Annotated in this window: 22 protein-coding genes; 21 read left to right on the top strand and 1 reads right to left on the bottom strand. The window is 47.4% G+C overall.

Annotated elements, in window-relative coordinates; genetic code table 11:
- From EP181_RS08395 to lnt, 13 genes are all read left to right on the top strand, one after another.
- Entirely contained in the window at window positions 1-1,392 is a 1,392-nt protein-coding gene (locus EP181_RS08395; protein ID WP_127471241.1) for a hypothetical protein, read from the top strand.
- On the top strand, window positions 1,389-2,876 hold the full coding sequence (locus tag EP181_RS08390) for a type II secretion system protein (RefSeq protein WP_127471240.1): 1,488 nt from the start codon (window positions 1,389-1,391) through the stop codon (window positions 2,874-2,876). Before EP181_RS08395 ends, EP181_RS08390 begins: the two co-directional genes overlap by 4 nt.
- Complete coding sequence (locus tag EP181_RS08385; RefSeq protein WP_127471239.1) at window positions 2,876-3,508, top strand: response regulator; 633 nt, start codon at window positions 2,876-2,878, stop codon at window positions 3,506-3,508. Before EP181_RS08390 ends, EP181_RS08385 begins: the two co-directional genes overlap by 1 nt.
- Window positions 3,509-3,778: 270 nt before the next feature.
- On the top strand, window positions 3,779-4,036 hold the full coding sequence (locus tag EP181_RS08380; RefSeq protein ID WP_127471238.1) for a type II toxin-antitoxin system Phd/YefM family antitoxin: 258 nt from the start codon (window positions 3,779-3,781) through the stop codon (window positions 4,034-4,036).
- Window positions 4,026-4,289 carry a Txe/YoeB family addiction module toxin gene (locus tag EP181_RS08375; RefSeq protein WP_127471237.1) on the top strand — a complete coding sequence of 88 codons (264 nt, stop codon included), beginning with the start codon at window positions 4,026-4,028 and terminating at the stop codon, window positions 4,287-4,289. Before EP181_RS08380 ends, EP181_RS08375 begins: the two co-directional genes overlap by 11 nt.
- A 394-nt stretch (window positions 4,290-4,683) precedes the next feature.
- Complete coding sequence (locus EP181_RS08370) at window positions 4,684-5,787, top strand: sensor histidine kinase (RefSeq protein WP_127471236.1); 1,104 nt, start codon at window positions 4,684-4,686, stop codon at window positions 5,785-5,787.
- A 136-nt stretch (window positions 5,788-5,923) separates the two neighbouring features.
- The gene (locus tag EP181_RS08365; protein ID WP_127471235.1) at window positions 5,924-6,436 is read left to right on the top strand and encodes a prepilin-type N-terminal cleavage/methylation domain-containing protein; all 513 of its coding nucleotides are present in this window, start codon (window positions 5,924-5,926) and stop codon (window positions 6,434-6,436) included.
- Window positions 6,437-6,505: 69 nt separating this feature from the next.
- A complete protein-coding gene (locus EP181_RS08360; protein ID WP_127471234.1) occupies window positions 6,506-8,149 on the top strand; it encodes an O-antigen ligase family protein in 1,644 nt (547 codons plus the stop codon).
- Window positions 8,150-8,302: 153 nt separating this feature from the next.
- On the top strand, window positions 8,303-9,742 hold the full coding sequence (miaB, locus tag EP181_RS08355) for a tRNA (N6-isopentenyl adenosine(37)-C2)-methylthiotransferase MiaB (RefSeq protein WP_127471233.1): 1,440 nt from the start codon (window positions 8,303-8,305) through the stop codon (window positions 9,740-9,742).
- A 104-nt stretch (window positions 9,743-9,846) separates the two neighbouring features.
- Window positions 9,847-10,857 carry a PhoH family protein gene (locus EP181_RS08350; protein WP_127471232.1) on the top strand — a complete coding sequence of 337 codons (1,011 nt, stop codon included), beginning with the start codon at window positions 9,847-9,849 and terminating at the stop codon, window positions 10,855-10,857.
- A gap of 72 nt (window positions 10,858-10,929) precedes the next feature.
- Window positions 10,930-11,409 carry an rRNA maturation RNase YbeY gene (gene ybeY, locus EP181_RS08345; RefSeq protein WP_127471231.1) on the top strand — a complete coding sequence of 160 codons (480 nt, stop codon included), beginning with the start codon at window positions 10,930-10,932 and terminating at the stop codon, window positions 11,407-11,409.
- A 43-nt stretch (window positions 11,410-11,452) separates the two neighbouring features.
- On the top strand, window positions 11,453-12,307 hold the full coding sequence (locus EP181_RS08340) for an HlyC/CorC family transporter (RefSeq protein ID WP_127471230.1): 855 nt from the start codon (window positions 11,453-11,455) through the stop codon (window positions 12,305-12,307).
- A 70-nt stretch (window positions 12,308-12,377) separates the two neighbouring features.
- Window positions 12,378-13,919: an apolipoprotein N-acyltransferase gene (gene lnt / locus EP181_RS08335; RefSeq protein WP_232023395.1), complete on the top strand. Its 1,542-nt coding sequence runs from the start codon at window positions 12,378-12,380 to the stop codon at window positions 13,917-13,919.
- Window positions 13,920-13,928: 9 nt separating this feature from the next.
- On the opposite strand, the gene EP181_RS08330 is transcribed toward lnt, so the two are convergent.
- Window positions 13,929-14,321: a zinc ribbon-containing protein gene (locus tag EP181_RS08330; RefSeq protein WP_127471229.1), complete on the bottom strand. Its 393-nt coding sequence runs from the start codon at window positions 14,319-14,321 to the stop codon at window positions 13,929-13,931.
- Window positions 14,322-14,524: 203 nt separating this feature from the next.
- Here EP181_RS08330 and leuS point away from each other — a divergent pair, with 203 nt between their 5' ends.
- The 8 genes from leuS (at window position 14,525) to EP181_RS08290 (ending at window position 24,106) form a co-directional block, all read left to right on the top strand.
- Window positions 14,525-17,002, top strand: a complete 2,478-nt coding sequence (gene leuS / locus EP181_RS08325) for a leucine--tRNA ligase (RefSeq protein WP_127471228.1) — start codon at window positions 14,525-14,527, stop codon at window positions 17,000-17,002.
- A gap of 31 nt (window positions 17,003-17,033) precedes the next feature.
- The gene (locus EP181_RS08320; RefSeq protein WP_127471227.1) at window positions 17,034-17,699 is read left to right on the top strand and encodes an LPS-assembly lipoprotein LptE; all 666 of its coding nucleotides are present in this window, start codon (window positions 17,034-17,036) and stop codon (window positions 17,697-17,699) included.
- On the top strand, window positions 17,696-18,784 hold the full coding sequence (holA, locus tag EP181_RS08315) for a DNA polymerase III subunit delta (RefSeq protein WP_127471226.1): 1,089 nt from the start codon (window positions 17,696-17,698) through the stop codon (window positions 18,782-18,784). Before EP181_RS08320 ends, holA begins: the two co-directional genes overlap by 4 nt.
- Before the next feature lie 38 nt (window positions 18,785-18,822).
- Window positions 18,823-20,076 carry a glutamate-5-semialdehyde dehydrogenase gene (locus tag EP181_RS08310; RefSeq protein WP_127471225.1) on the top strand — a complete coding sequence of 418 codons (1,254 nt, stop codon included), beginning with the start codon at window positions 18,823-18,825 and terminating at the stop codon, window positions 20,074-20,076.
- 8 nt (window positions 20,077-20,084) lie between these two features.
- A complete protein-coding gene (gene nadD / locus EP181_RS08305; protein WP_232023394.1) occupies window positions 20,085-20,714 on the top strand; it encodes a nicotinate-nucleotide adenylyltransferase in 630 nt (209 codons plus the stop codon).
- A gap of 87 nt (window positions 20,715-20,801) precedes the next feature.
- Entirely contained in the window at window positions 20,802-21,161 is a 360-nt protein-coding gene (gene rsfS, locus EP181_RS08300; protein WP_127471223.1) for a ribosome silencing factor, read from the top strand.
- Between the two features lie 35 nt (window positions 21,162-21,196).
- Entirely contained in the window at window positions 21,197-21,667 is a 471-nt protein-coding gene (gene rlmH / locus EP181_RS08295) for a 23S rRNA (pseudouridine(1915)-N(3))-methyltransferase RlmH (RefSeq protein ID WP_127471222.1), read from the top strand.
- A 570-nt stretch (window positions 21,668-22,237) separates the two neighbouring features.
- Window positions 22,238-24,106 carry a sensor domain-containing diguanylate cyclase gene (locus EP181_RS08290; protein WP_127471221.1) on the top strand — a complete coding sequence of 623 codons (1,869 nt, stop codon included), beginning with the start codon at window positions 22,238-22,240 and terminating at the stop codon, window positions 24,104-24,106.
- Window positions 24,107-24,129 lie beyond the last annotated feature (23 nt).

The raw sequence follows: 24,129 nt of genomic DNA, 5'->3' as shown, positions 1-24,129 counted from the left end.
ATGAGCATCAAGCCTTACAACCCGTTAAACAACCGCTTAAACAACCGCTTAAACAATCCATTAACGCAACACGCCCGTGGCTATTCTTTAGTGGGCATGGCCTTGGTAATAGCCATTGTGGGTGTTTTGGGGATTGGTTCGGTTAGTTTATATTCTGAGCAAAAAGTGCATGTTAACTGGATGGACAGTGGTGCCAAACTCAAGGTAAATAAAGCCTCGTTGTTAAAGTTTGCCAAACTTAATAAATATTTGCCGTGTCCAGACACGGATGACGATGGGCTAGAGAACCGAACGGCTGGCGCGTGCACTGCGGCAAATGGCGCTTTGCCTTACCTTGACTTGGGGTTGTCGCGCGCTGATGTGCAAGACAGCTGGGGTTTTATGGTGGGTTATGCCGTTAACCAAAATGCAGTGAGCGCAACCGATATTGTTAATTGCCCAACGCAATCGGCTTGTTTTTTTAACAATATTACCCCGCCGGCGTTTAACTTAACCACCCTGCCATTACCTGGCCAAGCGGGTAGCGGCAACTTAACCGTGAATAAAGAGATGCCAGCGGGTTTAGTCGCTGCCGCGGTCAACATGGTTGCGGTGCTGGTGGCTTACAATGAAAACGGTGCGATTACCTCAGGCCTGGGCACATACGAAGCCGAAAATCGCAATAACGACGCGGTATTTGTGCAAGGTGTTTACAACGAGTCGCCATATTTTGATGATGTGATTGAAACTATTTCAGCCAATGAGCTTAAAACACGTTTTGAATCCGAATCCGTCGTTAACGCGGTAACCATTCCCACACAAGCCATCGCGGGCAGCAACACCGGCAGTTTAGGAGAAAATAAAACCACCGGTGGTTCTGGGCATAACGTGCAAACTCGACCTGTTGACACGTGGGATTACAACAACCAAAACTTTGATTTTGGTGCAGGCAATGCGGGCAAAACCGTTACTTTAAAATTTGATGCCGAAATTATTGGCGGTTGGGAAGACGGTTCACGCTCCAGCGGCGGTGTGGCTCATACTCAGGATCAATTTATTGTGGGCATTAACGGCACTCAGCCGGATGATGGCACGCTTGATTCTAGCCAAATAGCCACTTTGTTGAATACTCAGCAAGAACTAGAGGTGTTTACCTACGACGATCCATCCAATAGAGATAACACCGGTTACAACAGTTACGACAGTTGGAATGAGTACAAAGAGTACAACGTGGTGTTGGATGAGAGTGGCCAGGTTAATGTTAACTTTGTGGTGGGTTCAACGCACACCACAGAACGCGTGTTGGTCAGTAATGTTGAGGTCATTTTGTATAATCCGCCGCCAACCTTGCCCAGTTTTCCGTCGGTTTACCCTATTGAAGGGGTGAGTCAAACGCAGGGGTTGACGCAATGAATGCTTTACATAACAACAAGACCATTGACCAGGCCTGGCAAAAGGGTTTTTCGTTGGTCGAATTGTCTATTGTATTGGTGATTGTGGCCATCGCTTTGGTGGGGTTGTTGGCTCCTACCAGTGAGCAAAGAGCGGTTAACAAGCAAAAGCAAAGTCAAAACCTGGTGTTAGATTTAAAAAGTCAGTTATTGCAATTTGCAGTCATTAACAAATATTTACCGTGCCCAGACACGGATGACGATGGGCTAGAAAATCGTACCGCCGGCGTGTGTGATCAGTCGTGGGGGAGTGCACCTTATTTAACTTTGGGCATTGACCAGACGGCGGCGCAAGACGCTTGGGGCGGGTTTATTCGCTACGCCATAAACACACAAGCCGCCGACAGCGTAAGTGTTGTGGTGTGCGATCCAACTTCATCGGCCAGCTATTTTTGCGCGGCCGCACCAGGCACGGCCAGATTTACGTTATTGGACACGCCGCCCATAATGAATAATTTGGGTGCGGGTAATTACACGGTCTGCAATAACACCGTCGCCAGTTGTTCGGGTACTCCGGCCAGCAGTGCGTTAGCACACCAAGCCGCCAGCGTGGTGTTGGTGGCCTATAACCAAGATGGCGTTAATACCCTTGCCAATTGCGGCAGCGCCAGTGGTGCAACGGCCGAAAACTGCGACACGGACGAGTATTATCATCAAGCCACAAAAACCAAAGGCGATGACAGTGGCGTTGGCTTTTTTGACGATGTGATTGAGGTGATTAGTGGCTACGAAATCAAAGCTAAAGTGCTGTCTTCTACCTTAAACTGGACCAGTTTTACCGGTGGCAGCAGCATGCCCAACGCCACTTACGAAAGCTTTGATTTAAGTGCAGGCGACTACACGCCCTTGGACGATGCCAACACACCTGACGTGATTGTGGTGAATCGCAATATTACCACCGCGTTGGATTTAGGCGCAGGCAATGACTATGTGGTGGTAGGCAATGATTTGTCTTCGGGGCTGGTGTACAACAACGTGACGGGTGTTAAAAGCGATTTGGGCACTCAAGCCATTTTAAATGCCGGTGCTGGCAATGACACCGTTTACATTGTGGGCAAGGCGCAGTCGTCTGTTTATTTGGGTGATGGCGATGATACGTTTGTGTTGGGCAGTAATTTAATCAAAACCGTGGATGGTGGCACGGGGAATGATAAGGTTTGGATACAGGGCAATATTAATAGTAACAGCGCTTTAATCCTGGGTAACGGTGATGATATTGTGTGGTTAGGTGATGCGAGTAATTCCAGTACCGGTATTTTATATGACGATATTGACGGTGGGGCAGGCTACGATATTGTGGTGCTTGAGAATACAGCCTCTTGGTCAAGTTTAACAACCACAAAAAAACGATATATTGATAACTTTGAACTCGTCATATTTAAAGCCGATGCCAATGGCGCGAGGCTTTATTGTTTTAAAACCGGCTCTACAACCTGTGCACCATAATGATTAACAATAATAATCAAACGTCTCAAACCATTCTACTCATCGACGACGACCCAGCATTGCGCAGCATGTTGGGTTTTTCGTTAGAGGGCGCGGGTTATGCGTTGTTAGAGGCCGACTGCGCCGACAGTGCGATTAAGCAACTTACATTGCAAGACATTGCAGTGGCCATTTTAGACATGGGGATGCCGCCCAACGAGCATTCAGCCGACGAAGGTTTGCGCGTTTTAAGCTGGCTGCAAATGCATCAACCGCAGGTTAATACTGTGGTGTTAACCGGGCAAAATCCAGACACCAGCGCGTATTTGGCGCTTAAACACGGCGCGTTTGATTTTTTAGAAAAACCCGTTTTGTTGCAAACCTTGTTACCCGCCGTTAAGCGGGCGGTGTTGTTTTACACGCAGGCTCAAAAGCTCAAAATTCAAGAAGGTCTGCAAAGTTTGCAATTAGAGATTAACGTGGGCGAAGGCGTAAAAAGCGTGCGCAATTTGGCCGAAGAAAAACTGGTGCGCCATGTGCTGGCGCAAACGCAGTTTAACGTCCACGAAACCGCCCGACGATTGGGCATAAAGCGCGAAAACGTCTATTACCTTATTAACAAATACGGTCTGCAACGTCAAAATAACGAATGACCAGGCCTGGTCAGTTTGATTGTTGTGCATAATTCGTCATGCCGTGCCACGACACGGCATCTGCCAAATACGCCGTAGCAATTCATAGATTGCGGGTCAAGCCGGCAATGACGGGGTTTTATTTATCTGAACTACTACAACTATTATCGTGCGTTTGTTGCCCGTTTACTCTTTGTAACACCTTGATTATCTAATATTGCTTAAACATCCAAGTCGGACATGTACATATTATTGTTCATGTTTGCTATAATTTCAAAAAGGAGAAGCAATATGCAAGTTGTAAGTTATACAGAAGCGAGAAACAGTTTAAAGTCTGTCTTGGATTCAGTCGTTGATAATGCCGATTGCGCAATCATCACACGCAGAGACGCTGGTAATGCGGTTGTCATGTCACTGGATTACTTTAATAGCTTGATGGAAACTGTGCATTTACTTAAATCCCCCTCAAATGCGATCCATTTAAAGCACTCTATTGAGCAATATCATTCAGGAAAAATCGTTCAAAAAGGGCTGCTTAATGACGATTGAAATTCTGTCTTGGACAGAGAAAGCTTGGTCTGATTATGAATATTGGCAAAGCCAAGACAAGAAAACCTTAAGGCGTATTAATAAGTTAATTCAAGATACCATGCGCTCACCATTTGAAGGGATTGGTAAACCAGAACCCTTAAAAGAAAATCTTTCAGGTTTTTGGTCAAGAAGAATAGATGAGTCTAATCGCCTTGTTTATGCGGTTGATTCAAACCAGATTACTGTCATTGCCTGCCGTTACCACTATTAATCGTTCAGGCATCCAATTGTTGCGATAAAACCAAAGCAACCAGGCCTGGTCAGTTTGATTGTTGTGCATAATCCGTCATGCCGTGCCACGACATGGCATCTGCCACATACGCCGTAGCAATTCATAGATTGCGGGTCAAGCCCGCAATGACGGGTTTTTATGTGCGATAAAACCAAAGCAACCAGGCCTGGTCAGTTTGATTGTTGTGCATAATCCGTCATGCCGTGCCACGACACGGCATCTGCCACATACGCCGTAGCAATTCATAGATTGCGGGTCAAGCCCGCAATGACGGGTTTTTATGTGCGATAAAACCAAAGCAATCAGGCCTGGTTAAACCGATTTAAATGCTTAAAAGGCTAACAGATGATCTCTTTAACATGAACTCTTCAACATGAACTTTATAATGGACGTCTTGCCCTATGCGCTGGTGGTGTTGGGTGCACTGTTGCTGCTGGTGGCGTATTATGTTCACCAACAAACCGCCAGTTTAAGTCGCACGCTGGCCAAGTTGTACGCGCTTAACAAACACGTTAATCAAGACGCGCTCGATTTCTTTGACCAGGCCTGGTCGGTTTTGCAACACGCTGGAATTTTGCATTTAAACGCCCACATAGACTGGTTTGGCGAACAACGTATTGAAAACCTAGGGCACGCCACAGAGCAGGCCGACTACCAATCCTACACCCTGCAAACCGAAGACATGTGCTTTGAACTGCGCTTGGCGCTGCCCAAATATCGGGGCGAACGCAGCGAATGGCTTAATTTGGTGGTCACCACGTTTGTGCAAATTTTGCAGCAAGACATAGAGCACAAACACGCCGAGATTTTAGCCTCGCAAAAGCGGCTAGAACGCTATCAAATGTTTGTGCAACACGAGGTTAAAAACATTGCCCAATTTATCAGTCTGCTTAACGAGCAAGTCGCCACCTTAACCCTAGACGACGATAAAGTACGCCTAATGAACCGCCTGCAAACCACCTTGCCCACCATGGCACAACGCGCCAAAAACACCATCGCGCAAATGAAACAACCCCTTAGCACCTTTTACGACAGTCAGCCCGTTGAGCTAGCCCCCTTAATAGAAGAAGTGTTGTTTATGTACCAACTGCCCGCACAACTTAACGGCCAGGGCGCGGTAAGCATCGCCAAACCGGTGTTGGTCGAAGTGTTTAAAAATTTGCTGGGCAACTACCGCGACCACCCGCTGGGCGATTGCGACCTTAACATTGATATTGTGCCTATTGCCTGTCAAATCACCTCCGAGCCCATCGGTGCAACCGTCACCATTCAAAGCTGTGCGTCGCCGGCCGCCCAACCGCTAAAGTCCGAACGTCTGTTTGAACCCTTTTGGACCACCAGCCAAAGCGGTATGGGCTTAGGCCTGTTTTTAACCCGCGAACTGCTCAAACAAGTCGGCAGTCAAGTCAGCTTTGACCAACAAAACCAACGCCTAAGCTTTACCCTAGTGCTCAACAACGTGCCAGCAGTACGTTAAGTCTTGTGGCAAACAGACGTGCAAAGGTCTCATTTAGTCGCGCCATGTAAAAAAATTTACTCTTTTTAATTTATAAGTCTTTGCTATCATGGCAACACTACGAAACAGTAGGCCATTTAAATAAAAGGATACCAACATGACAAACACCAACGTAACAAATCAAAAAGGCTTCACCCTAGTCGAAATCGCCATTGTATTGGTCATTATCGGTCTACTATTGGGCGGTGTGTTAAAAGGACAAGAGTTGATTACGAACTCTAAAATTAAGAGTGTGACAGCTGATTTTGAAGGAATTTCTGCGGCTTATTGGGCTTATCGTGATCGTACTGGTTCATATCCTGGAACAACAGCTGGTAATTTTTTTGTTGATTTAAGAACGGAAGGTTTTATTGGTGGTAATGCAGTATCGACTAATGTATCAGGGCCTAAGCATGCATTAGATGGTGAGTTTTCTTATGTAGCCTCAGCTACTGCTCCAGCAATAACTGGAAAGCAGGTTTGTGCTTCTGATATTCCTTTTGATATTGCCAATAATATTGATACTAAGTTAGATGATGGAGTTGGTTCAACAGGTTCTATTAGAACGAGTGACGGACTTGCTTATGTATCAACCACGGCTACAGTTACCCTGTGTAAAGAGCTAATGTAATATATTGTTTTTACACTAAAAACCCGCTCTTGTGCGGGTTTTTTTATATCTTAATAACTGGATAATATCATGCTTTATCGAGCTATTTTTGCATTCATTATTTTTATCAGCCTGCTGTACTCTCAACCCAATACAGGCGGTTCAGGTTTGTTTATGCCTAATTATGTCGGAGTGTGGTTTGCCGCAGGCTTAATAATATTGGTGACGTTGCAGCGCGTGGTGTCGGCTAAAGAGTTTGCCGTGTCTTGGGTTGGCAATGTTTGGGGTTTGGCAGGCCTGGTCATTTTTGGGTTTGCTTTGGTTAACACCGCCACCAGTTTTAGTCAGCAAATGCTCTTTTTGGGCGGAATAATCGGGGCTTGGCTGTTTTTTTATGCGTTGATGCAGTGGCGCATAACGCATGCTCTTTTTTTAAAGATTTTAACGTTAGTTTGTTTGTTGGGTGTGGTACACGCACTGGTGGCCACCGTGCAGTTGCTCGATCCGTTTAGAGTTTGGTACACCTTAACGGGGTATTTACCCTTTGGCGTAGTCACCAATCGCCCTGTGGGCATTATTCAGCAAGTTAATATGACCGCTACGTTTATGGCAACGGTAGCGGTAATGGCTTTGTATGTGGTGTCGCACGCGTCGTTTGGGCGTTATAAGTGGTATTGGCAAGCGGTAGTATGGTTAGCGGTGCTGTTAAGCGGTTATATTTTATTATTAAGTGGCTCGCGCGCGGGTTGGTTGGCGTTACTGGTAGCACTGCCACTGGTGCTGGCTGTGCGGTTTGTGGCTTTAAAAAAACACCCCGTGCGCTTGATGATTTGGTTGGCTTTAGTGGTTTTGGCGGTGTTATTGGCGCTTTGGTTTCCGGGTAAGGCCAGTCAAATAGAATTGTTGAGCGATAAGCTTAATGATGTTGCCATGGGAACCGACGTTCGGTTGTTTTTATATCGAACCAGTTGGCAGTTGTTTTTAACGTCGCCATGGCTTGGGTTTGGCTTAGACGGATATACGCCCGCTTTTGTGGCTTACGCGCAAACGGCGGGGGTGCCAGCGGCGTTTAGTGAATTAAAGTTGCATCAATTTTTGCACCCGCATAATGAGGTGCTTTATTGGATGCTGCAAAGTGGCGTGGTGGCATTGATTGGGATTGGCTTAATGATTGCACATTATGTTTACACTTTGTTTAAACAACGCGCTCAATTTGCATTGGGTGTTTTGGCTCTAGCAATCCCTATGTTAATTCAGACCCAACTGTCATCTCCGTTTGTGTTCTCGGCTATTCATCTATTTTTACTGCTGTTTTTATTGCATTATGGGGTGCGTAATTCTAAAAAAAGGGTGCGGTTTAAGGTAGGTTCAAATCAAGTGTTGGTGGGGCGTGGTTTGTTAACGGTGTTAATGCTGGGGTGGCTTGGAGTGGCGTATTGGAGCGTTAAAAGTATTCAAGATGTGTATCAATATGAATACCGTCTATTTTTAACCGCCAAGCAAACGCCAGAAGAAATTCGTGATATGCACTATTTTGAATACGCGTCTTACCACCCAGTATTTAAAGATTCGGTGCATGGCGTTATGAATAAAATGCTTATAAAAGCCATTGCAGATAACAATCGTTACGACATTCAACGCTTTATTTGGTGGGCAGAAGCCCAAGCTGGGCAAAGTCGCAGCAGTTTAACGAGCAAAAATCTTGCTAAAGCACGCACCGTTTTGTTGAAGTAGTCGTTACAAAACGTACTTAGGGTTTTAGCGGGCATTATGTTAGAATACGCGACCCTGGATTTATCAGTATATTCAGTGGGATAGGGTAAAAATAAACGACCAGGCCTGGTTGGTAGCCCTTTAACATCACACGTAAAATTACACGGAAACAGCATGTCTCAAACTTTTCACCCTGCGTCATCCAACAGTTCTTCGCTTTTTACCGGCGGTCTTTATGTGATTACTTACGGTTGTCAAATGAACGAATATGATTCGGACAAGATGGCCAGTTTGCTTGAGAAAACCCACGGTTTAAAGTTGGTGACCGAGCCTGAAGACGCCGATGTGTTGTTGATGAACACCTGTTCGGTGCGCGAAAAAGCTCAAGAAAAGGTGTTTTCGGAGTTGGGACGTTGGGAAAAATGGAAATCGCTTAAACCCAATCGTGTGATTGGGGTGGGCGGTTGCGTGGCGTCGCAAGAGGGCAAGGTGATTCGTAAGCGTGCGCCTTGTGTGGACGTTATTTTTGGCCCGCAAACCCTGCACCGTTTGCCCGCGATGATTGATGAGGCGTTGCGCATACGCGGTGATGACCGCATTAAAAAGAAAAAAGCGGTGATTGACATCTCGTTTCCAGAGATTGAAAAATTTGACAATTTACCCGAACCCGAAGTCAACGGCGTGTCAGCCATGGTGTCGGTGATGGAAGGGTGTTCTAAATATTGTACGTTTTGCGTAGTGCCATACACGCGCGGCGAAGAGGTGAGTCGTCCTTACGATGATGTGTTGCACGAAGTGCGCGTCTTGGCGCAACAGGGTGTACGTGAGATTAATTTGCTGGGGCAAAACGTCAACGCGTATCGCGGGGTGATGGCCGACGGCGAAATTGCCGATTTGGCGGTGTTAATGCACGGCGTACGCGCCATTAACGGCATTGATCGTATTCGTTTTACCACCTCACACCCCAATGAAATGACGCAAAGCATTATTAATTGTTACGCCGAAATCCCCGAGCTGGTGTCGCATTTGCATTTGCCGATTCAGTCCGGTTCGGATCGGATTTTGGCGATGATGAAGCGTAATCACATGGTGCTAGAATACAAATCGACCATTCGTAAAGTGCGCGCGTTGCGGCCTAATTTGTGTTTGTCGGGCGATTTTATTATTGGTTTTCCGGGCGAAAGTTGTGACGACTTTAAAGAAACCTTAAAGTTGGTTGAAGAGTTAAATTTTGACCGTTCGTTTAGTTTTATTTACAGTGAACGCCCGGGTACGCCGGCGGCGGGTTTTCCGGACGACACCTCTCTTGATAAGAAAAAACGCCGCTTAGTGGCAATGCAAGACTTATTAAACGCGCAAACCGAGGCCATTAGCAATGCCATGTTAGGCACGGTAGAGCGTGTATTGGTAGAGCGTTTGTCGCGTCATTCGTTTACTATGCTTGCGGGGCGCACCGAAAACAATCGCGTGGTAAACTTTGAAGGCTCGCCCGATTTAATTGGCCAGTTTGTCGATGTGGAAATTACCGAGGCATTAAACAACTCATTGCGCGGTAAAGTGGTGGCCACGCCCGAGGCGCACACGCACGTTGCCCCGCAGTTTTATGCGTTATAAGGTTTTAAGTAACCGGTTTTTTAAGGTTGTTTTAACCTTTTTTAACGTTGTTTTTAATAAGTCAGGCTTTCACCAGGCCTGGTCAATCGGTTTAGAGGCCTTTTTTGTCAGAACTGCACACACTACAATTTAAGTTGTTTCCAGAAGACAATACGCGCTTACAAAACTTATGCGGTTGGCATAACGAGCATTTTGCACAGGTTGAGTTGCGCTTGGGCGTTGAAATTAACGTCCGTGGTTTTAACGTAGCCATTACCGGGCAAGCTGATCGTTTGGCGCAAGCGCAAGAGGTCGTACGCGTGTTGTACGCCGCCACGCTGGACGAAACCTTGGTGCCCGAAAAAATTCATTTGGTGTTGCACCAACTGGGATTTGAAGCGCCCAAGCCGTTGGCGAGTGATCAGGTTTTGATTAAAACCCGCCGCAAGGTCATTAAAACTCGCAATCCCAATCAAGCCAAGTACATTGAGGCAATTCAAAAATACGACATTAATTTTGGTATTGGTCCGGCCGGAACCGGCAAAACCTATTTGGCGGTGGCCTGTGCGGTCGAGGCGTTGGAAAGTGAAAAAGTTCGTCGCATTATCTTAACGCGTCCCGCAGTAGAAGCCGGTGAAAAGCTGGGGTTTTTACCCGGCGATTTAAGCCAAAAAGTAGACTCTTATTTGCGGCCGTTGTTTGACGCGCTGTTTGATATGCTGGGCTTTGAAACGGTTGAGCGTTTAATTGAAAAAAATGTGATTGAAATCGCGCCATTGGCGTTTATGCGCGGACGCACGCTGAACGAGGCGTTTATTATTTTGGACGAGGCGCAAAACACCTCGACCGAACAGATGAAAATGTTTTTAACGCGCATTGGCTTTGGCTCTACGGCGGTGATTACCGGCGACATTACCCAGTGCGATTTACCCAAACATCAAACGTCGGGCTTGCGCCACGTTATTGAGGTGCTGGACGGCGTAAAGGGCATTGGTTTTACTTTTTATCAAACCCAAGACGTGGTGCGCCACAGCTTAGTGCAAAAAATTGTGCAAGCCTACGAAAAACACGATAAAAAAGTTGAGCAGGCGCAAGAGCAAAAGCGGGCACAGCGCCAAGCTCAGGAAACGTCATAAATTGGCCACACAAACTGGCTTTAAACGTTTTAAAATAGTTCTCCTCACTCACCTTTTTGCAAGGAAAACAGCATGCTAGATCTTGAACTTCAATGGGGTATTGAACCCGAAGCCTTGCCTTCTCAGGCGCAGTGCGAGCAATGGGTAAGAGCCAGTTTGGTGGACGAACACGCCCATCAGCAGGTTGAAATGACCGTTCGGATTGTGAGCGAAGAAGAAAGCCAGCAGTTAAATCACGACTATCGTGGTAAAGACAAGCCCACCAATGTGTTGTCGTTTGAGTTTGAAAACCCACCAGGCCTGGTTGAGTTAGGCGAAGAATTGCCTTATTTAGGCGATTTGGTGATTTGCGCGCAAGTGGTTGAAGACGAGGCGCGTGCGCAAAATAAATCGTTAGAATCGCATTGGGCGCACATGGTGGTGCACGGCACCTTGCATTTACAGGGCTTTGACCATATTGATGACGACGATGCGCAAGAGATGGAATCGTTAGAAATAGAGATTATGCACGCGTTGGGCTTTGCCAATCCGTATGCAGAAGACGGCGTTTAAACGTAATAGAAAAAACTAAATTTAATAATGAGTAGGTAACTAAATGAGCGACAGTAGTAACGGTTCTTCGTGGCTAGAACGCCTTGGAAAAGTATTTTCAGGCGAGCCGGAGAGCCAAGAAGAGCTTTTAATTGTTTTGCAAGAAGCACAAACTCAAGGCGTGATTGACGCCGATGCTTTATTAATGATTAAAGGGGTGTTAGACGTTTCTGAACTGCGCGCGCGCGATATTATGATTCCGCGATTGCAGATCGAACTTATTGATGCCACCGAACCGCTAGAGCGTATTTTAGAAAACATGCTTGAAAGCTCACATTCGCGTTACCCTGTGATGGAAGGCAAAGATATTGTGGGTGTGTTATTGGCCAAAGATGTGTTTAGAGCGGTGGTTAAGGGCGAATTAAAAACCAAAGAAGACTTGGTGGCTATTTACCGCGCACCCATTTTTGTACCTGAAAGCAAACGTTTAAACGTGTTATTACGCGATTTTAGATCGAGCCGTAACCACTTGGCTTTGGTGGTAGACGAATACGCTGAGTTGGCGGGTTTGATTACCATCGAAGACGTGTTAGAACAAATTGTGGGCGAAATTGAAGACGAGCACGATGTGACCGAGGACGCCAATATTCAAAAGCGTTTAAGTGGCACGTTTTCGGTCCAAGCGTTTACACCCATAGAAGAGTTTAACGCCTTTTTTAAGGTCAGTATTGATGACGATAACAGCGAAACGGTCGCCGGTTTTGTCGCCACCGAAATGGGGCATGTGCCGCGCGTTGACGAAGAGTTAACCGTGGGCGGTGTGCACTTTAAAGTGCTTAAAGCCAATGAGCGGTGCGCGCAGTTGTTTGAAGTAAAGTTAGCACCCCCGGAAGACTTACCTGAAATTGCAGAGTTTTAGGTGAACCATTTTACCGACCTGCTCACAAACATTAATGAGCATTAATAAGTATTCATAAGAGTGATTGTCATTGAAAGCAAGCGCATTTTGGTCTGTTTTAAAGCAACTGGTTGTTCCTAATAAATTTGATGGTTATGCCTTTGTTTTGGGTGCAGTGTCGGTATTGGCGTTTGCGCCGTTTAACTACGCACCGGTTATGATTGGTACTTTGGCTGGCTTTTTTGCGCTGTTATGGCAAGCCCGTGACCGTTTGCAAGGTTTTAAGTTGGGCTTGTGGTTTGGGTTGGGAATGTTTGGCCTTGGGGTGAGTTGGCTGTTTTCGAGTATTTACGTGTATTCGGGCGTGGTATTGCCGTTGGCGGTGTTGCTTACCTTTGGGTTTGTATTGTTTTTGGCGCTTAGCATTGCTCTAGCGGGCATGGTCGCGCTGAGTTTTGTTAATAAACAACGACCAGGCCTGGCCTTAAGTGTGTTGTTTCCTGCTGCGTGGGTAGTGGGTGAGTTGGTTCGTGCGTATTTATTTGGTGGGTTTCCGTTTTTAATGGTGGGCAATACTCATTTGCACACTTGGTTAGACGGTTACGCGCCGGTTTTTGGCGTGTTAGGCATGGGCTGGACGGTGGCCATTACCGCCGGTTTACTGACTTGGTTGTTTTTGCAACGCGCCTGGTTTATGGCCAGCATGTCGTTATGCTTACTTTGGTCGGTGGGCGGTTTATTGCAAAACATCGAATGGGTTAAGCCCTTTGAACAGCCCATTGAGATTGCTTTGTTGCAAGGCAATGTTAAGCAAGAAACCAAATGGCAGACCGAAAATTTTATGCCAACCTTAAAAACGTATGTTGATTTAACCAAGCAAAACTTAGGCGCGCAAGTAATTGTGTGGCCAGAAACGGCGGTGCCGTCTTATTACGATGTGGTTGAAAAAGGGGCGTTGCATACCTTTATAAAAGACGCGCAATTGCTTGAAAACGACATTTTACTCGGCGTTATTACCCGCAATAAGGAAACTAAAGAATATTTTAACGCAGTGGTAAATGTTCATAACCCTGAGCAAGTTTATCAAAAACACCATTTGGTGCCGTTTAGCGAGTATTTTCCATTGAGTTCGGCGTTTGCTTTTGTAAGCGGCTTATTTGATATTCCGTTTGCTACGTTTAGTGCAGGCGACCCGCATCAACCACCGCTTATGTTGGGCGGGCAGTTAGCGGGCTTGAGCATTTGTTTTGAAATGGCGTTTGGCGAGGAGCTGGCACGCAGTTTGCCCGACGCTAAGTATTTTATTACTGTGAGTAATGATGCTTGGTTTGCGCATACTTTTGAACCGGCTCAACAATTAGAGCAAGTGCAAATGCGTGCGCTTGAGTTGGGACGAGAAATTGCCCGCGCCACCAACACAGGCTATACGGTTATTGTGGATACCAAAGGCCATATTAAACAGCAAATTCCAGCCTATGAAGTGGGTGTGTTGCGCGGCAAGATTCAGCCTTACGATGGGTTGACTTTTTTTGCCCAATGGAAAAACTTACCGTTAATGCTGGCGTTATTGGGCATTTTTGGCTTTATTTTAGCCCGCCGTTATTTTTGGACGGGGCGACTTTCACGTCACTAAAGGTGTTGTTTAGTGTATTTTGTGATCAAAAGTAGGATGTTGCTCGTCCAGCGCGGCAGCAAAGCGCAACCTTAATAAGGTAATGTCGGTTGGGTCGGCCAACTTCATGGCTTTGTCTATTAATATTTGCTCTAGCACGGGCAGTTCAATTTCTAAAAACTCTTCTACGCCTTTTTCTACTTCGGCAAAGTATTCAGCGGTTTGCATTAAATCGGCTTGCAGGTCTTGTTGCACCTGTTTAAATTCGTGCTCTGTAAGCTCGGCGAGTGCGTGTTCGGCTTTTTGTGTTTTTTCAATGGTGTGCCCAAGCACACTCCACGTTTTGGTCTCTAAGCTAATCGCGGTTTTTAAAGCGTGATTTAATAAAGTGCGGTAAGCAACGAGCATTTTGTTTTGTGCCATGTGGGTTCTCCTTTTGAGCGCAGGTTGAGTGCGGGTTTAAAAATCTTTTCGTGTTTCATGCGCTAAAACTCTCTATAATACTGAACTTATTTTAATTATTTAGCAATGATTGGCCGCAAGTTAGTCACAGGGTTATCACCTTGTTTAAGGCGCGCTGTCATGGCTAATTTATAAATCCCGTTTTGGAATAGAAGAAACCCACCATGTCAGACGTTCAGCACACACCCACTGCCTACCAGCCGCAACTACTTGAAGCCCAGGTTCAAAAATACTGGGACGACCACCAAACCTTTGTGGTTAATGAAGACAGCCCGCGTGAAAAATATTATTGCTTGTCGATGTTTCCATACCCCAGCGGTAAGTTGCACATGGGGCATGTGCGTAACTACACCATTGGCGATGTAATCTCACGCTATCAGCGTATGCAAGGCAAAAACGTGTTGCAACCCATGGGGTGGGATGCCTTTGGCTTGCCGGCCGAAAACGCCGCCATGCAACACAAGGTAGCGCCGGCCAAGTGGACATATGAAAACATTGCCTACATGCGCAATCAGCTTAAATCATTGGGCTTGGGCTACGATTGGACGCGCGAAGTGGCCACGTGCCACCCCGAATATTATCGCTGGGAACAGTGGTTGTTTACCAAGTTAATGGAAAAAGGCTTGGTGTATCGCAAATTGTCGGTGGTGAATTGGGATCCGGTCGATTTGACCGTGTTGGCCAATGAGCAAGTCATTGACGGCAAAGGTTGGCGCTCTGGCGCGCCGGTAGAGCGCAAAGAGATTGCCCAGTGGTTTTTACGCATTACCGATTACGCCGAAGAGTTATTAACCGGTTTAGATACGTTAGACGGTTGGCCCGAGCAGGTTAAAACCATGCAACGCAACTGGATTGGTAAATCGACCGGGTTGCAAATTTCGTTTCCGTTATTAGAACAAGACGCTACGTTGGACGTGTACACCACGCGTCCCGATACGTTAATGGGCGTGACGTATTTGGCGATTGCCTCAGATCATCCGTTGGCCAAAAAAGCGGCCATTCACAACGAGCCGCTCGAGCAGTTTATTGAAGCGTGTTCGCATGTGTCTACCGCCGAAGCCGATATGGAAACCATGGAAAAACGTGGGGTTGATACGGGCATTCGTGTGACCCATCCGCTTACTGGCGAAACCTTGCCGGTGTGGGCGGCCAATTTTGTGTTGATGACCTACGGCACCGGTGCGGTAATGTCGGTGCCTGCGCACGATCAGCGTGATTATGAATTTGCCCAGGCCTATGGTTTGCCTATTAAAGCGGTGGTTGCGCCCGCAGCCGACGTTATGGTGGATGTGGCGGCGCAGGCGTTTACCGACAAAGGAATTTTGGTCAATTCGGCGCAATTTGATGGCTTGGATTTTGGCCAAGCGCTTGAGGCGATGGCGCTGGAGTTAAGCGCTAAAGGTTTGGGCGAAAAGCAGACCAACTACCGATTACGCGACTGGGGGATTTCACGTCAGCGTTATTGGGGTTGTCCTATTCCGGTTATTTATTGCCCAGCCTGCGGCGCACTGCCTGTGCCCGAAGACCAACTGCCCGTGCGATTGCCTGAAGACATCGTGCCCGATGGTTCGGGTTCGCCTTTGGCCAAGTTAGACAGTTTTAAAGACTGCACGTGCCCGCAGTGCGGCGGCCGTGCCAAGCGTGAAACCGATACGTTTGACACTTTTTTTGAGTCATCTTGGTATCACGCGCGTTATACCTCAAAAGACAATGCCACCGCCATGTTGGACGAGCGCGCTGACTATTGGGCGCCGGTTGATCAGTACATTGGCGGCATTGAGCACGCCATTTTGCACTTATTGTACGCCCGATTTTTTCACAAACTCATGCGCGATCAAGGTCTGGTAAAATCGGACGAGCCGTTTAAAAATTTGCTGACCCAAGGCATGGTGTTGCTAGACGGTTCTAAAATGTCTAAATCCAAAGGCAATACGGTTGACCCACAGGCGCTCATTGAAAAATTTGGCGCCGACACCGTGCGCTTGTTTATTATGTTTGCCGCCCCGCCAGAGCAAAGTTTAGAGTGGTCTGATAAAGGGGTAGAAGGCGGGTTTCGGTTTTTAAATCGGGTCTGGCGTCAGGTCACAAACCATGTTGAAGCAGGCCTGGTTAAAGCCGCCGATGCGTCACTTAGCCTAGACAAAGACGCTAAAGCATTGCGTTTAAAAGTGCACGAAACCTTGCAAAAAGTCACCGACGATATGGGGCGACGTCAACACTTTAATACCGCCATTGCGGCGTGCATGGAGTTAATGAACGAACTGAGCAAGTTTAGCGATGAATCACCCGCCGGTCGTGCGGTGATGCAAGAAGCGTTAGAACTGTTAATTGCCATGTTGTCACCCATGACCCCGCACATGACTCAGCACTTATGGAATGCGCTCGGCAAACCAGGCTTGGTACTGGACACTCCGTGGCCAAAAGTGGATCAATTGGCGTTGGTTAAATCGGAAATTGAGTTGATGGTGCAGGTGAACGGCAAATTGCGCGGTAAAATTGAAGTGGCCAGTGACGCCGATAACGCCACCATTTTGGCGGCGGCCAAAGCCGTTGATGGCGTGTTTAAGTATATTGATGGGCTAGAAATGGTCAAAGAAATTGTCGTGCCAGGACGTTTGGTTAACTTGGTGGTAAAAGGGTAAGCATGTTGGTTACGTTTAAAAGAACCGCTAAATGACAACGCAAGGTTTAATGCACAGCTTCAAGCCAGGCTTAAATCAGAGCGTAACCGCCTTTAACCAGGCCTGGTTAAATCGCACAGCGCGATTTAAGTTGTTTATGGTGATAGCGATGGCGCTGAGTGTGTTGCATTTAGCCGGCTGTGGCTTTCATTTGCGCGGCATGGGCAACGTTGGGCAAGTGACGTTTAGCACGGTGATGTTGGTCAACGACTCGGCCATGCGTGCCGATGTGCGGCAAGCGTTGCGCGCTCAATTAGCCAGCTCGGGTGTTAAGGTGGTTGAAAAACTCAATGAAGCGGATATTGCGATTGAGTTTGTCCCCACGGCGTATCGAGTCACGCGCACCGCCACATCGGGATTGGGCGACACCAGCAGTGAACTGTTGCGAATGGATCAAGGCTTTAGCGTAAGCCAAGGCGATGCGTTGGTGGTGAGTGGCGTAGCCAGCACCTATCGTGACCGCCAAATTGATAACGCCGCTATTTTGGCCGCCAATCGAGAATTAACCAATATTCAGCGTCAAATGGCCGAAACCTTAGCGCGCCAAGTAATTGACCGAGTGAATCGCGCCATGCTAAAGCAGGCCAAAACTCAAAGCAGCGCCCCGGTTGTTGCGCCTAACATTACGCCCGCTGCACCGCAAAGCGTGCAGCCGTGATATTGGCCAGCGGGTTTTTAAATCAATTAAAAGCCGTGCAGGCCGGGCAAGCGTTTGAGATTAAGCCGGTTTATTTGTTGTACGGCGAAGAGCCGCTGTTTTTGCGTGATTGCCATGATAGTTTGCGCACCCAGTTGCAACAACAGGGTTATTTAACCGGCGACTTTTATGAGGTGGATGCCAACTTTAACTGGCAAACGCTGCAAATGGCAACCCAAGCGGGCTCGTTGTTTAGCGAACAGCGGATGATTTTGGTGTCCATGCCCAAAGGTGCGCCAGGGGTAGCGGGTACGCAGTTTATTCAGGACTGGTGTGCGCGGACCCAAATGCAGGTGGCGTTGCCCGAGATGGTGTTGGTTTTTTTGTGCGAACGCTTAGACGCGCGACAAAGCAAAGCTAAGTGGGTCAGTGCGATTGAGTCGGCCGGCTTGGTGGTGCAAGCCAAATCGGTGCCGCTGGCGGCGTTGCCAGGCTGGTGTCAGCAAAAAGCCAATACTCTGGGGTTGCAATTAGACACCGAGGCCGCCACTCTGTTGGCGCAACGAGTTGAAGGCAATTTGCTGGCCGCCGACCAAGAACTGCTTAAATTGTCGTTGTTGTTTGCGCCAGCTGATTTTAATGTTAACGCCCACAATGTCCATGCGCCGGCCGTCGCCATCAACGTGCAAACCATTTTAGACAATGTGGTGGATCAGGCGCATTACCAACTGTTTGCATTGGGCAGCGCCATGCTGAATGGTCAAGTGGCCAGCAGTGTGCAAATGCTCACTCGACTGCGCGAAGAGGGGGTTGAAGCGCCGATTATTTTATGGCTATTAACCACCGAGATTAGACAACTCGCGGCCTTGCGTCAGTTAAGTATGAGCATGTCGGTCGCGCAAGCGTTAAAGCAGTTGCATGTTTGGTCAAGCCAGCACGCTCAATACAGTGCGGCGCTTAAACGCAAAAAAGGCGATTGGTCAGGCCTGCTGGCGCAAGCGTTACAGATTGATTTAATGATTAAAGGCATTACCCCAACCCTTGGTGCTGACCCAATCTGGCACGCGTTGCTGCAGTTGATTGTGGACATTGCCAGCGACCGCTAAGCCGTTCAAACCACGCGCAATTTTTAAAAGAGGAATGTATGAGCGTTTTACAGATGATGACCCAATTAGGCCAGCAAGCGCGCATTGCGTCACGCTTACTGTTGCGCGCCACTACCGCCGATAAAAACCGCGCGTTGTTGGCCATGGCAAATGCCTTAGAGCAATCGGCCGACGAATTAAAGACCCAAAATGCCAAAGACCTGGCCAACGGCAAAGCCAATGGATTGGATGCGGCCATGTTGGAGCGTTTGGCCATCACCGACGCCGGCATTGCCAGTATGGCCGAAGGGTTGCGCCAAGTGGCGGCTTTGCCCGACCCGATTGGTCAAATAACCGACATGGCCTATCGTCCATCAGGCATTCAGGTGGGTAAAATGCGCGTGCCACTGGGTGTGGTGGGCATTATTTACGAGTCGCGTCCCAATGTGACGGTTGATGCGGCGGCGTTGTGTTTAAAGTCGGGCAATGCCGCCATTTTACGCGGCGGGTCTGAGGCGAGTTTTTCAAATCAGGCGCTGGCTCAGTGCATTCAAGCAGGCCTGGTGGCCGCTGGTTTGCCAAGCCATGCCGTGCAAGTAGTGGCCACCACTGATCGTGCGGCGGTGGATGCGTTAATCAGTATACCCGAGTTTGTCGACGTGATTATTCCACGTGGTGGTAAAGGCTTAATTGCTCGTATTAGTGCCGGTGCGCGCGTGCCAGTCATTAAGCATTTAGACGGTATTTGCCATGTGTACATTGACGAGGCCGCCGATTTAGACAAAGCGGTTAAGGTGGCGTTTAACGCTAAAACTCATCGCTACGGCGTGTGCAACGCCATGGAAACCTTGTTGGTGGCGCAGTCCAATGCGCACGCGGTGTTGCCACAATTGGCCGATTTGTACCGCCAAAAAGGCGTTGAGTTGCGCGGTTGTGCACAAACGTGTGCCATTATTGACGCTACTTTGGCCACAGAAGAAGACTGGGCAACCGAGTATTTAGCCGCGATTTTGTCTATTAAAGTCGTGGCCAATGTGGACGAGGCGATGGCGCACATTGCTCAATACAGCTCGGGGCACACCGAATCGATTATTACCGAAAACTATACTGTCGCCAGGCGATTTTTGGCCGAGGTCGATTCCAGCTCGGTGATGGTCAACGCTTCAACTCGTTTTGCTGATGGGTTTGAGTACGGTTTGGGTGCCGAAATCGGCATCAGTACCGACAAATTTCACGCCCGTGGGCCGGTGGGTTTAGAAGGCTTAACGTCGCAAAAGTACATTGTGTTAGGCGACGGTCACATTCGTCAATAATGGATAAAATGCGTTTCATTGGTATAAATGGCGGCACGTTTGACCCAGTGCACATTGGGCATTTACGCGCCGCACTTGAGGTGCAAACCAAGTTAGGCTTAGAGCAGGTGCGGTTTGTGCCGTGCTTTAATCCGGTGCATCGTTTGGCGCCCAGCGCCAGCGCCCAACAGCGCAGCGCCATGTTGGCGCTGGCCTTGGCCGACCAGCCGACGTTTTATCTGGACACCACCGAAATGGATTTGGGTGGCCCGTCGTATATGGTCAACACCTTAAGGGCGTTAAAAGTGCAGTTTGGCAACGAGAGTTTGGTGTTAATGATGGGCACCGACGCGTTTGCTAAGTTTGACACCTGGCACGATTGGCAAGGCATTTTGGCGTTGGCCAATATTGCGGTGATGCATCGCCCTAGCGAGCCGTGGCCAGTGCAAAGCAGTGCGGCCATTATTTATCAAACGTATGGCGTTAGCCAGTTAACCCAAGCCAATGGGCAAGTGATTGAGGTGGCCATCACGCAACTGGACATCAGTTCTACCGTAGTGCGCGCGCTGTGCCAAAGCAAACAGTCCATAAAATACTTAGTACCTGCGGCAGTGATTGACTACATAGAACAGCAAAAACTATATAAACAATTCGATTAACCAGGCCTGGTTAAGTAGAGTTTTAATTAAAAATAATCCAAATTTAACAAAAATATTTAACAAAAATTATCAAAAAGAGAACACAACATGAGTTTAAGTTTAAAAGAAGTAGAAGCCCTAGTGGTTAAGACCCTAGACGATTCTAAGGGACGTGATATTCAGGTGATTGACATAGCCGGCATCAGCACCTTTGCCGACTGTATGATTATTGCCACAGGCACCTCAACCACCCACGTAAGAGCCTTGGGTTCGCACGTAGCACAAGCGTTAAAAGACGCAGGAGAGCCGCCATTGGGCATCGAAAGCAGTCCACAGCCTGACTGGGTATTGGTCGATTTGGGCGACACCATTGTGCACGTTATGACCGAGGCAGCACGCGCGCACTATGCGCTTGAAAAACTGTGGGACATCAAGCCCTCTGATGTTGTAGCACCCGCCGCTGAGTGATGCCGAGTAATGTCGAATAATGTTTTAAAATTTGCATGATTATTCACTTTATTACCGTAGGTCAAAAAATGCCCAAATGGGTACAAGACGGCTACGGTGAATACGCCAAACGCATGCCCAAAAGCTGTGCGCTCAAGCTCATTGAACTGCCCATGGCGCAACGCGGCAAAGCCAATTCGGTAGACAATTTAAAAGCCGAAGAAGCCAAGCGCATTTTAGCCGCGATTCCTAAGGGCGCGCGATTGATTGTGTTAGACGAGCACGGCCAACAAGTCACTACTTTAGGGCTCTCTCAAAAGCTCGAAGAGTGGTTGGGCGGCGGGCAAGACGTCGCCTTAATTGTCGGCGGTCCCGACGGCTTAGAACAAGCCTTAATTGACCAAGCGCACTGGAAATGGGGACTGTCTAACCTAACCTTGCCGCATCCAATGGTGCGTATTTTGGTTGCCGAACAGCTTTATCGAGCCTGGTCGGTTATACAAAACCACCCCTACCACCGCGAGTAAACGCGGTCTTTTTAGCCAATCTCTGCGTTGCTGGCCAGTTCGTGTACTTGTATGTACACGTCACCGGCCAGCGCCTTGACCTTGACTAAAAATCCACGCGTTTACAACCTGGCCTGGTTACATCTCACCACCGTCATGCCGTGCCACGACACGGCATCTGCCACGTGCGCCGTAAACCGCTATAGATTGCGGGTCAAGCCCGCAATGACGTATTTGGGTTGATTTTGTGTAAAAGATTAAGCAACCTAACCAGGCCTGGTCACATCAAATCACCGTCATGCCGTGCCACGACATCTGTCACGTGCGCCGTAAACCACAATAGATTGTGGGTTTATCTCGGCTAAAAATTCATCCTTGAATATATTTATGCGCTTATCATTAATAACACCTGTGGAGCAATAAGAAATGCTAGGTCTTAAGCAATTGCAACCCGTGGGTTTTAGGTGCAAACTAGAACTGTTTTGAAAATACGAATAGCCTAAAATTTGTGCACGCGTGAGTTTTAATGATTGTTTTAGCTTTGTACCTGTGCCAGGGTGTTTATTTTTTAATTTTACAAGCAAGTTTTGGATGATAGTGAATAAAAATCAACATCTTACAATTGCTTTCAGTGCAATTTTTGGCCTTATTTTAATAGGCGCAGCGGTTTTATATGGTTTTGGAAAAAACAGCTTAGAGGCCAGTGCAATTCAAGTGCATCAAAAAATGCTCGATGCTGAAATTGCCGCACTGATAGACGATAAACACGATGCCTCTATGGCCATTGCCATTACGTTGGCTGAAAATCCTGCTATTAAAAATTTGTTGTGCAAGACGTGTTCGCCAATGGCCATACCGTTTGACGTTAAGCCTTTTTTACAGCGTTTAGGGCAGAACAGCCGGTTTGACGATGTTTGGATTCATCTGGTCGACGCACAAGGTATTACTGTTTTAAGAAGCTGGACCGATTTAAAAGACGATACAGTGCACAGAGTACGCAAAGATTTGCCTGATATTTTAAACAACCCACGCATTACTCGTTCGTTAAGCGCTGGGCGCTATACGCTGTCGTTTAAATCGATGGTGCCGGTGTACAACGAGCAAAAACAATTTGTAGGTTTGGTCGAGGTAATTTCCCAATTTGGTTCGTTGGCTAAACAGTTAAAGGCTATAAAGGGGGTTGATTCGGTTATGTTGTTGGACAAGCGTTACCGCGAGCAACTCACGTTAGCGTTAACGGGCATGTTTGTAGAAGACTATTATGTTATTAATGCCGATGCGCCTTTGAGCGCACAAAGGCAGCTTAGCGAAATGGGGGTTAGTCAGTTTAAAGCCAGTACTCAGTTTTTTAATGGTGATAAGGTGATTGGCCAGCATTTAATTATGGGCTCGCAGCAGCAGGCCATTGGATATTGGTTTACATTTTCGGATCGTGAAAACATTGATTTTTCAGAAGTAAAATCGGTTATGCAAAAGGTAGTTTACGGCGTTGTTATTTTCTTGATTCTCTCATTTTTGCTGCTGTTGCTTTATGTATTAAAACGTCAGACCGATCATCGTCAAGCGTATTATCGGCAAATTATTGATTCAGCTTCTGAAATTATTTTTGTGGCCAATCGCCAAACCATTGTGGATGTAAATAGGCACTTTTTTGAGTTTTACAGTGAGTTTAAAACCTTGGATGAGTTTTTAACTCGTTACGCTTGCGTGTGCGACACTTTTGAAAAAGACAACGGATTTTTGCAACGCATGACCCAAGGTCAATATTGGTTAGACTATGTAATTCAGCACGCAGGTGAAGTGCATAAAGCGAAGATTCTAAAAGACGGCAAAGCCCATTATTTTTCGGTTAAAGCACGCTTAATGCAGGGGTTGGCTGAGCCTTTGTATAATGTATTGTTGCAAGACATTACCGAACAAGAAGTTTATAAAGACCAACTAGAGCATCTTTCTCAAACCGATGCCTTAACCGGAGTGGGCAATCGCCTGTATTTTAATCAACGCTTAAACCAAGAAATTTTACGCTCGCACCGTTATCAAACCCAGCTGTCGTTACTGATGTTTGACATAGACTTCTTTAAACGCGTTAACGACACTTACGGCCACGATGTGGGTGATGCGGTGTTAATTGAAATCACTACGGTGGTTAAAAATTTACTGCGCGAAACAGATATGTTGTGTCGCTTTGGCGGGGAAGAATTTGCCATTATTATGCCCGAATCGAATGCGTTTGAGGCGCAAGCGACCGCTGAAAGACTGCGTGAACAAATAGCAAGCCTGTCGTCTAATGCGTTGCCCACTCAATTAACCGTGAGTTTTGGTGCGGCGCAAATGACCAAATGGGACAGCGAAAAAACCTTGTTAAAACGGGTAGACGACGCGTTGTATCTAGCCAAAGAGCAAGGACGCAATCGCGTGGTGCTGGCAGTAGACGCATTTTTAGACCCAAAACCGTTGTAAAAAGCGTTATAAAGAAAATGTTT

The organism is Thiomicrorhabdus aquaedulcis (genome assembly GCF_004001325.1).
Lineage (GTDB): Bacteria > Pseudomonadota > Gammaproteobacteria > Thiomicrospirales > Thiomicrospiraceae > Thiomicrorhabdus > Thiomicrorhabdus aquaedulcis.
The sequence above is the reverse complement of the archived record's forward strand: the minus strand, read 5'-3'. Positions and strand labels throughout refer to the sequence as shown.

What these genes read in the sequence shown, in the direction of transcription:
- EP181_RS08365 (WP_127471235.1), top strand. Translation starts at nt 5,924, where the DNA reads ATGACAAACACCAACGTAACAAATCAAAAAGGCTTCACCCTAGTCGAA.
- miaB (WP_127471233.1), top strand. Translation starts at nt 8,303, where the DNA reads ATGTCTCAAACTTTTCACCCTGCGTCATCCAACAGTTCTTCGCTTTTT.
- EP181_RS08375 (WP_127471237.1), top strand. Translation starts at nt 4,026, where the DNA reads ATGACGATTGAAATTCTGTCTTGGACAGAGAAAGCTTGGTCTGATTAT.
- nadD (WP_232023394.1), top strand. Translation starts at nt 20,085, where the DNA reads ATGCGTTTCATTGGTATAAATGGCGGCACGTTTGACCCAGTGCACATT.
- EP181_RS08385 (WP_127471239.1), top strand. Translation starts at nt 2,876, where the DNA reads ATGATTAACAATAATAATCAAACGTCTCAAACCATTCTACTCATCGAC.
- EP181_RS08340 (WP_127471230.1), top strand. Translation starts at nt 11,453, where the DNA reads ATGAGCGACAGTAGTAACGGTTCTTCGTGGCTAGAACGCCTTGGAAAA.
- leuS (WP_127471228.1), top strand. Translation starts at nt 14,525, where the DNA reads ATGTCAGACGTTCAGCACACACCCACTGCCTACCAGCCGCAACTACTT.
- rlmH (WP_127471222.1), top strand. Translation starts at nt 21,197, where the DNA reads ATGATTATTCACTTTATTACCGTAGGTCAAAAAATGCCCAAATGGGTA.
- EP181_RS08330 (WP_127471229.1), bottom strand. Translation starts at nt 14,321, where the DNA reads ATGGCACAAAACAAAATGCTCGTTGCTTACCGCACTTTATTAAATCAC.
- EP181_RS08395 (WP_127471241.1), top strand. Translation starts at nt 1, where the DNA reads ATGAGCATCAAGCCTTACAACCCGTTAAACAACCGCTTAAACAACCGC.
- EP181_RS08310 (WP_127471225.1), top strand. Translation starts at nt 18,823, where the DNA reads ATGAGCGTTTTACAGATGATGACCCAATTAGGCCAGCAAGCGCGCATT.
- EP181_RS08380 (WP_127471238.1), top strand. Translation starts at nt 3,779, where the DNA reads ATGCAAGTTGTAAGTTATACAGAAGCGAGAAACAGTTTAAAGTCTGTC.
- EP181_RS08390 (WP_127471240.1), top strand. Translation starts at nt 1,389, where the DNA reads ATGAATGCTTTACATAACAACAAGACCATTGACCAGGCCTGGCAAAAG.
- EP181_RS08370 (WP_127471236.1), top strand. Translation starts at nt 4,684, where the DNA reads ATGAACTTTATAATGGACGTCTTGCCCTATGCGCTGGTGGTGTTGGGT.
- rsfS (WP_127471223.1), top strand. Translation starts at nt 20,802, where the DNA reads ATGAGTTTAAGTTTAAAAGAAGTAGAAGCCCTAGTGGTTAAGACCCTA.
- EP181_RS08290 (WP_127471221.1), top strand. Translation starts at nt 22,238, where the DNA reads ATGATAGTGAATAAAAATCAACATCTTACAATTGCTTTCAGTGCAATT.
- EP181_RS08320 (WP_127471227.1), top strand. Translation starts at nt 17,034, where the DNA reads ATGACAACGCAAGGTTTAATGCACAGCTTCAAGCCAGGCTTAAATCAG.
- EP181_RS08360 (WP_127471234.1), top strand. Translation starts at nt 6,506, where the DNA reads ATGCTTTATCGAGCTATTTTTGCATTCATTATTTTTATCAGCCTGCTG.
- ybeY (WP_127471231.1), top strand. Translation starts at nt 10,930, where the DNA reads ATGCTAGATCTTGAACTTCAATGGGGTATTGAACCCGAAGCCTTGCCT.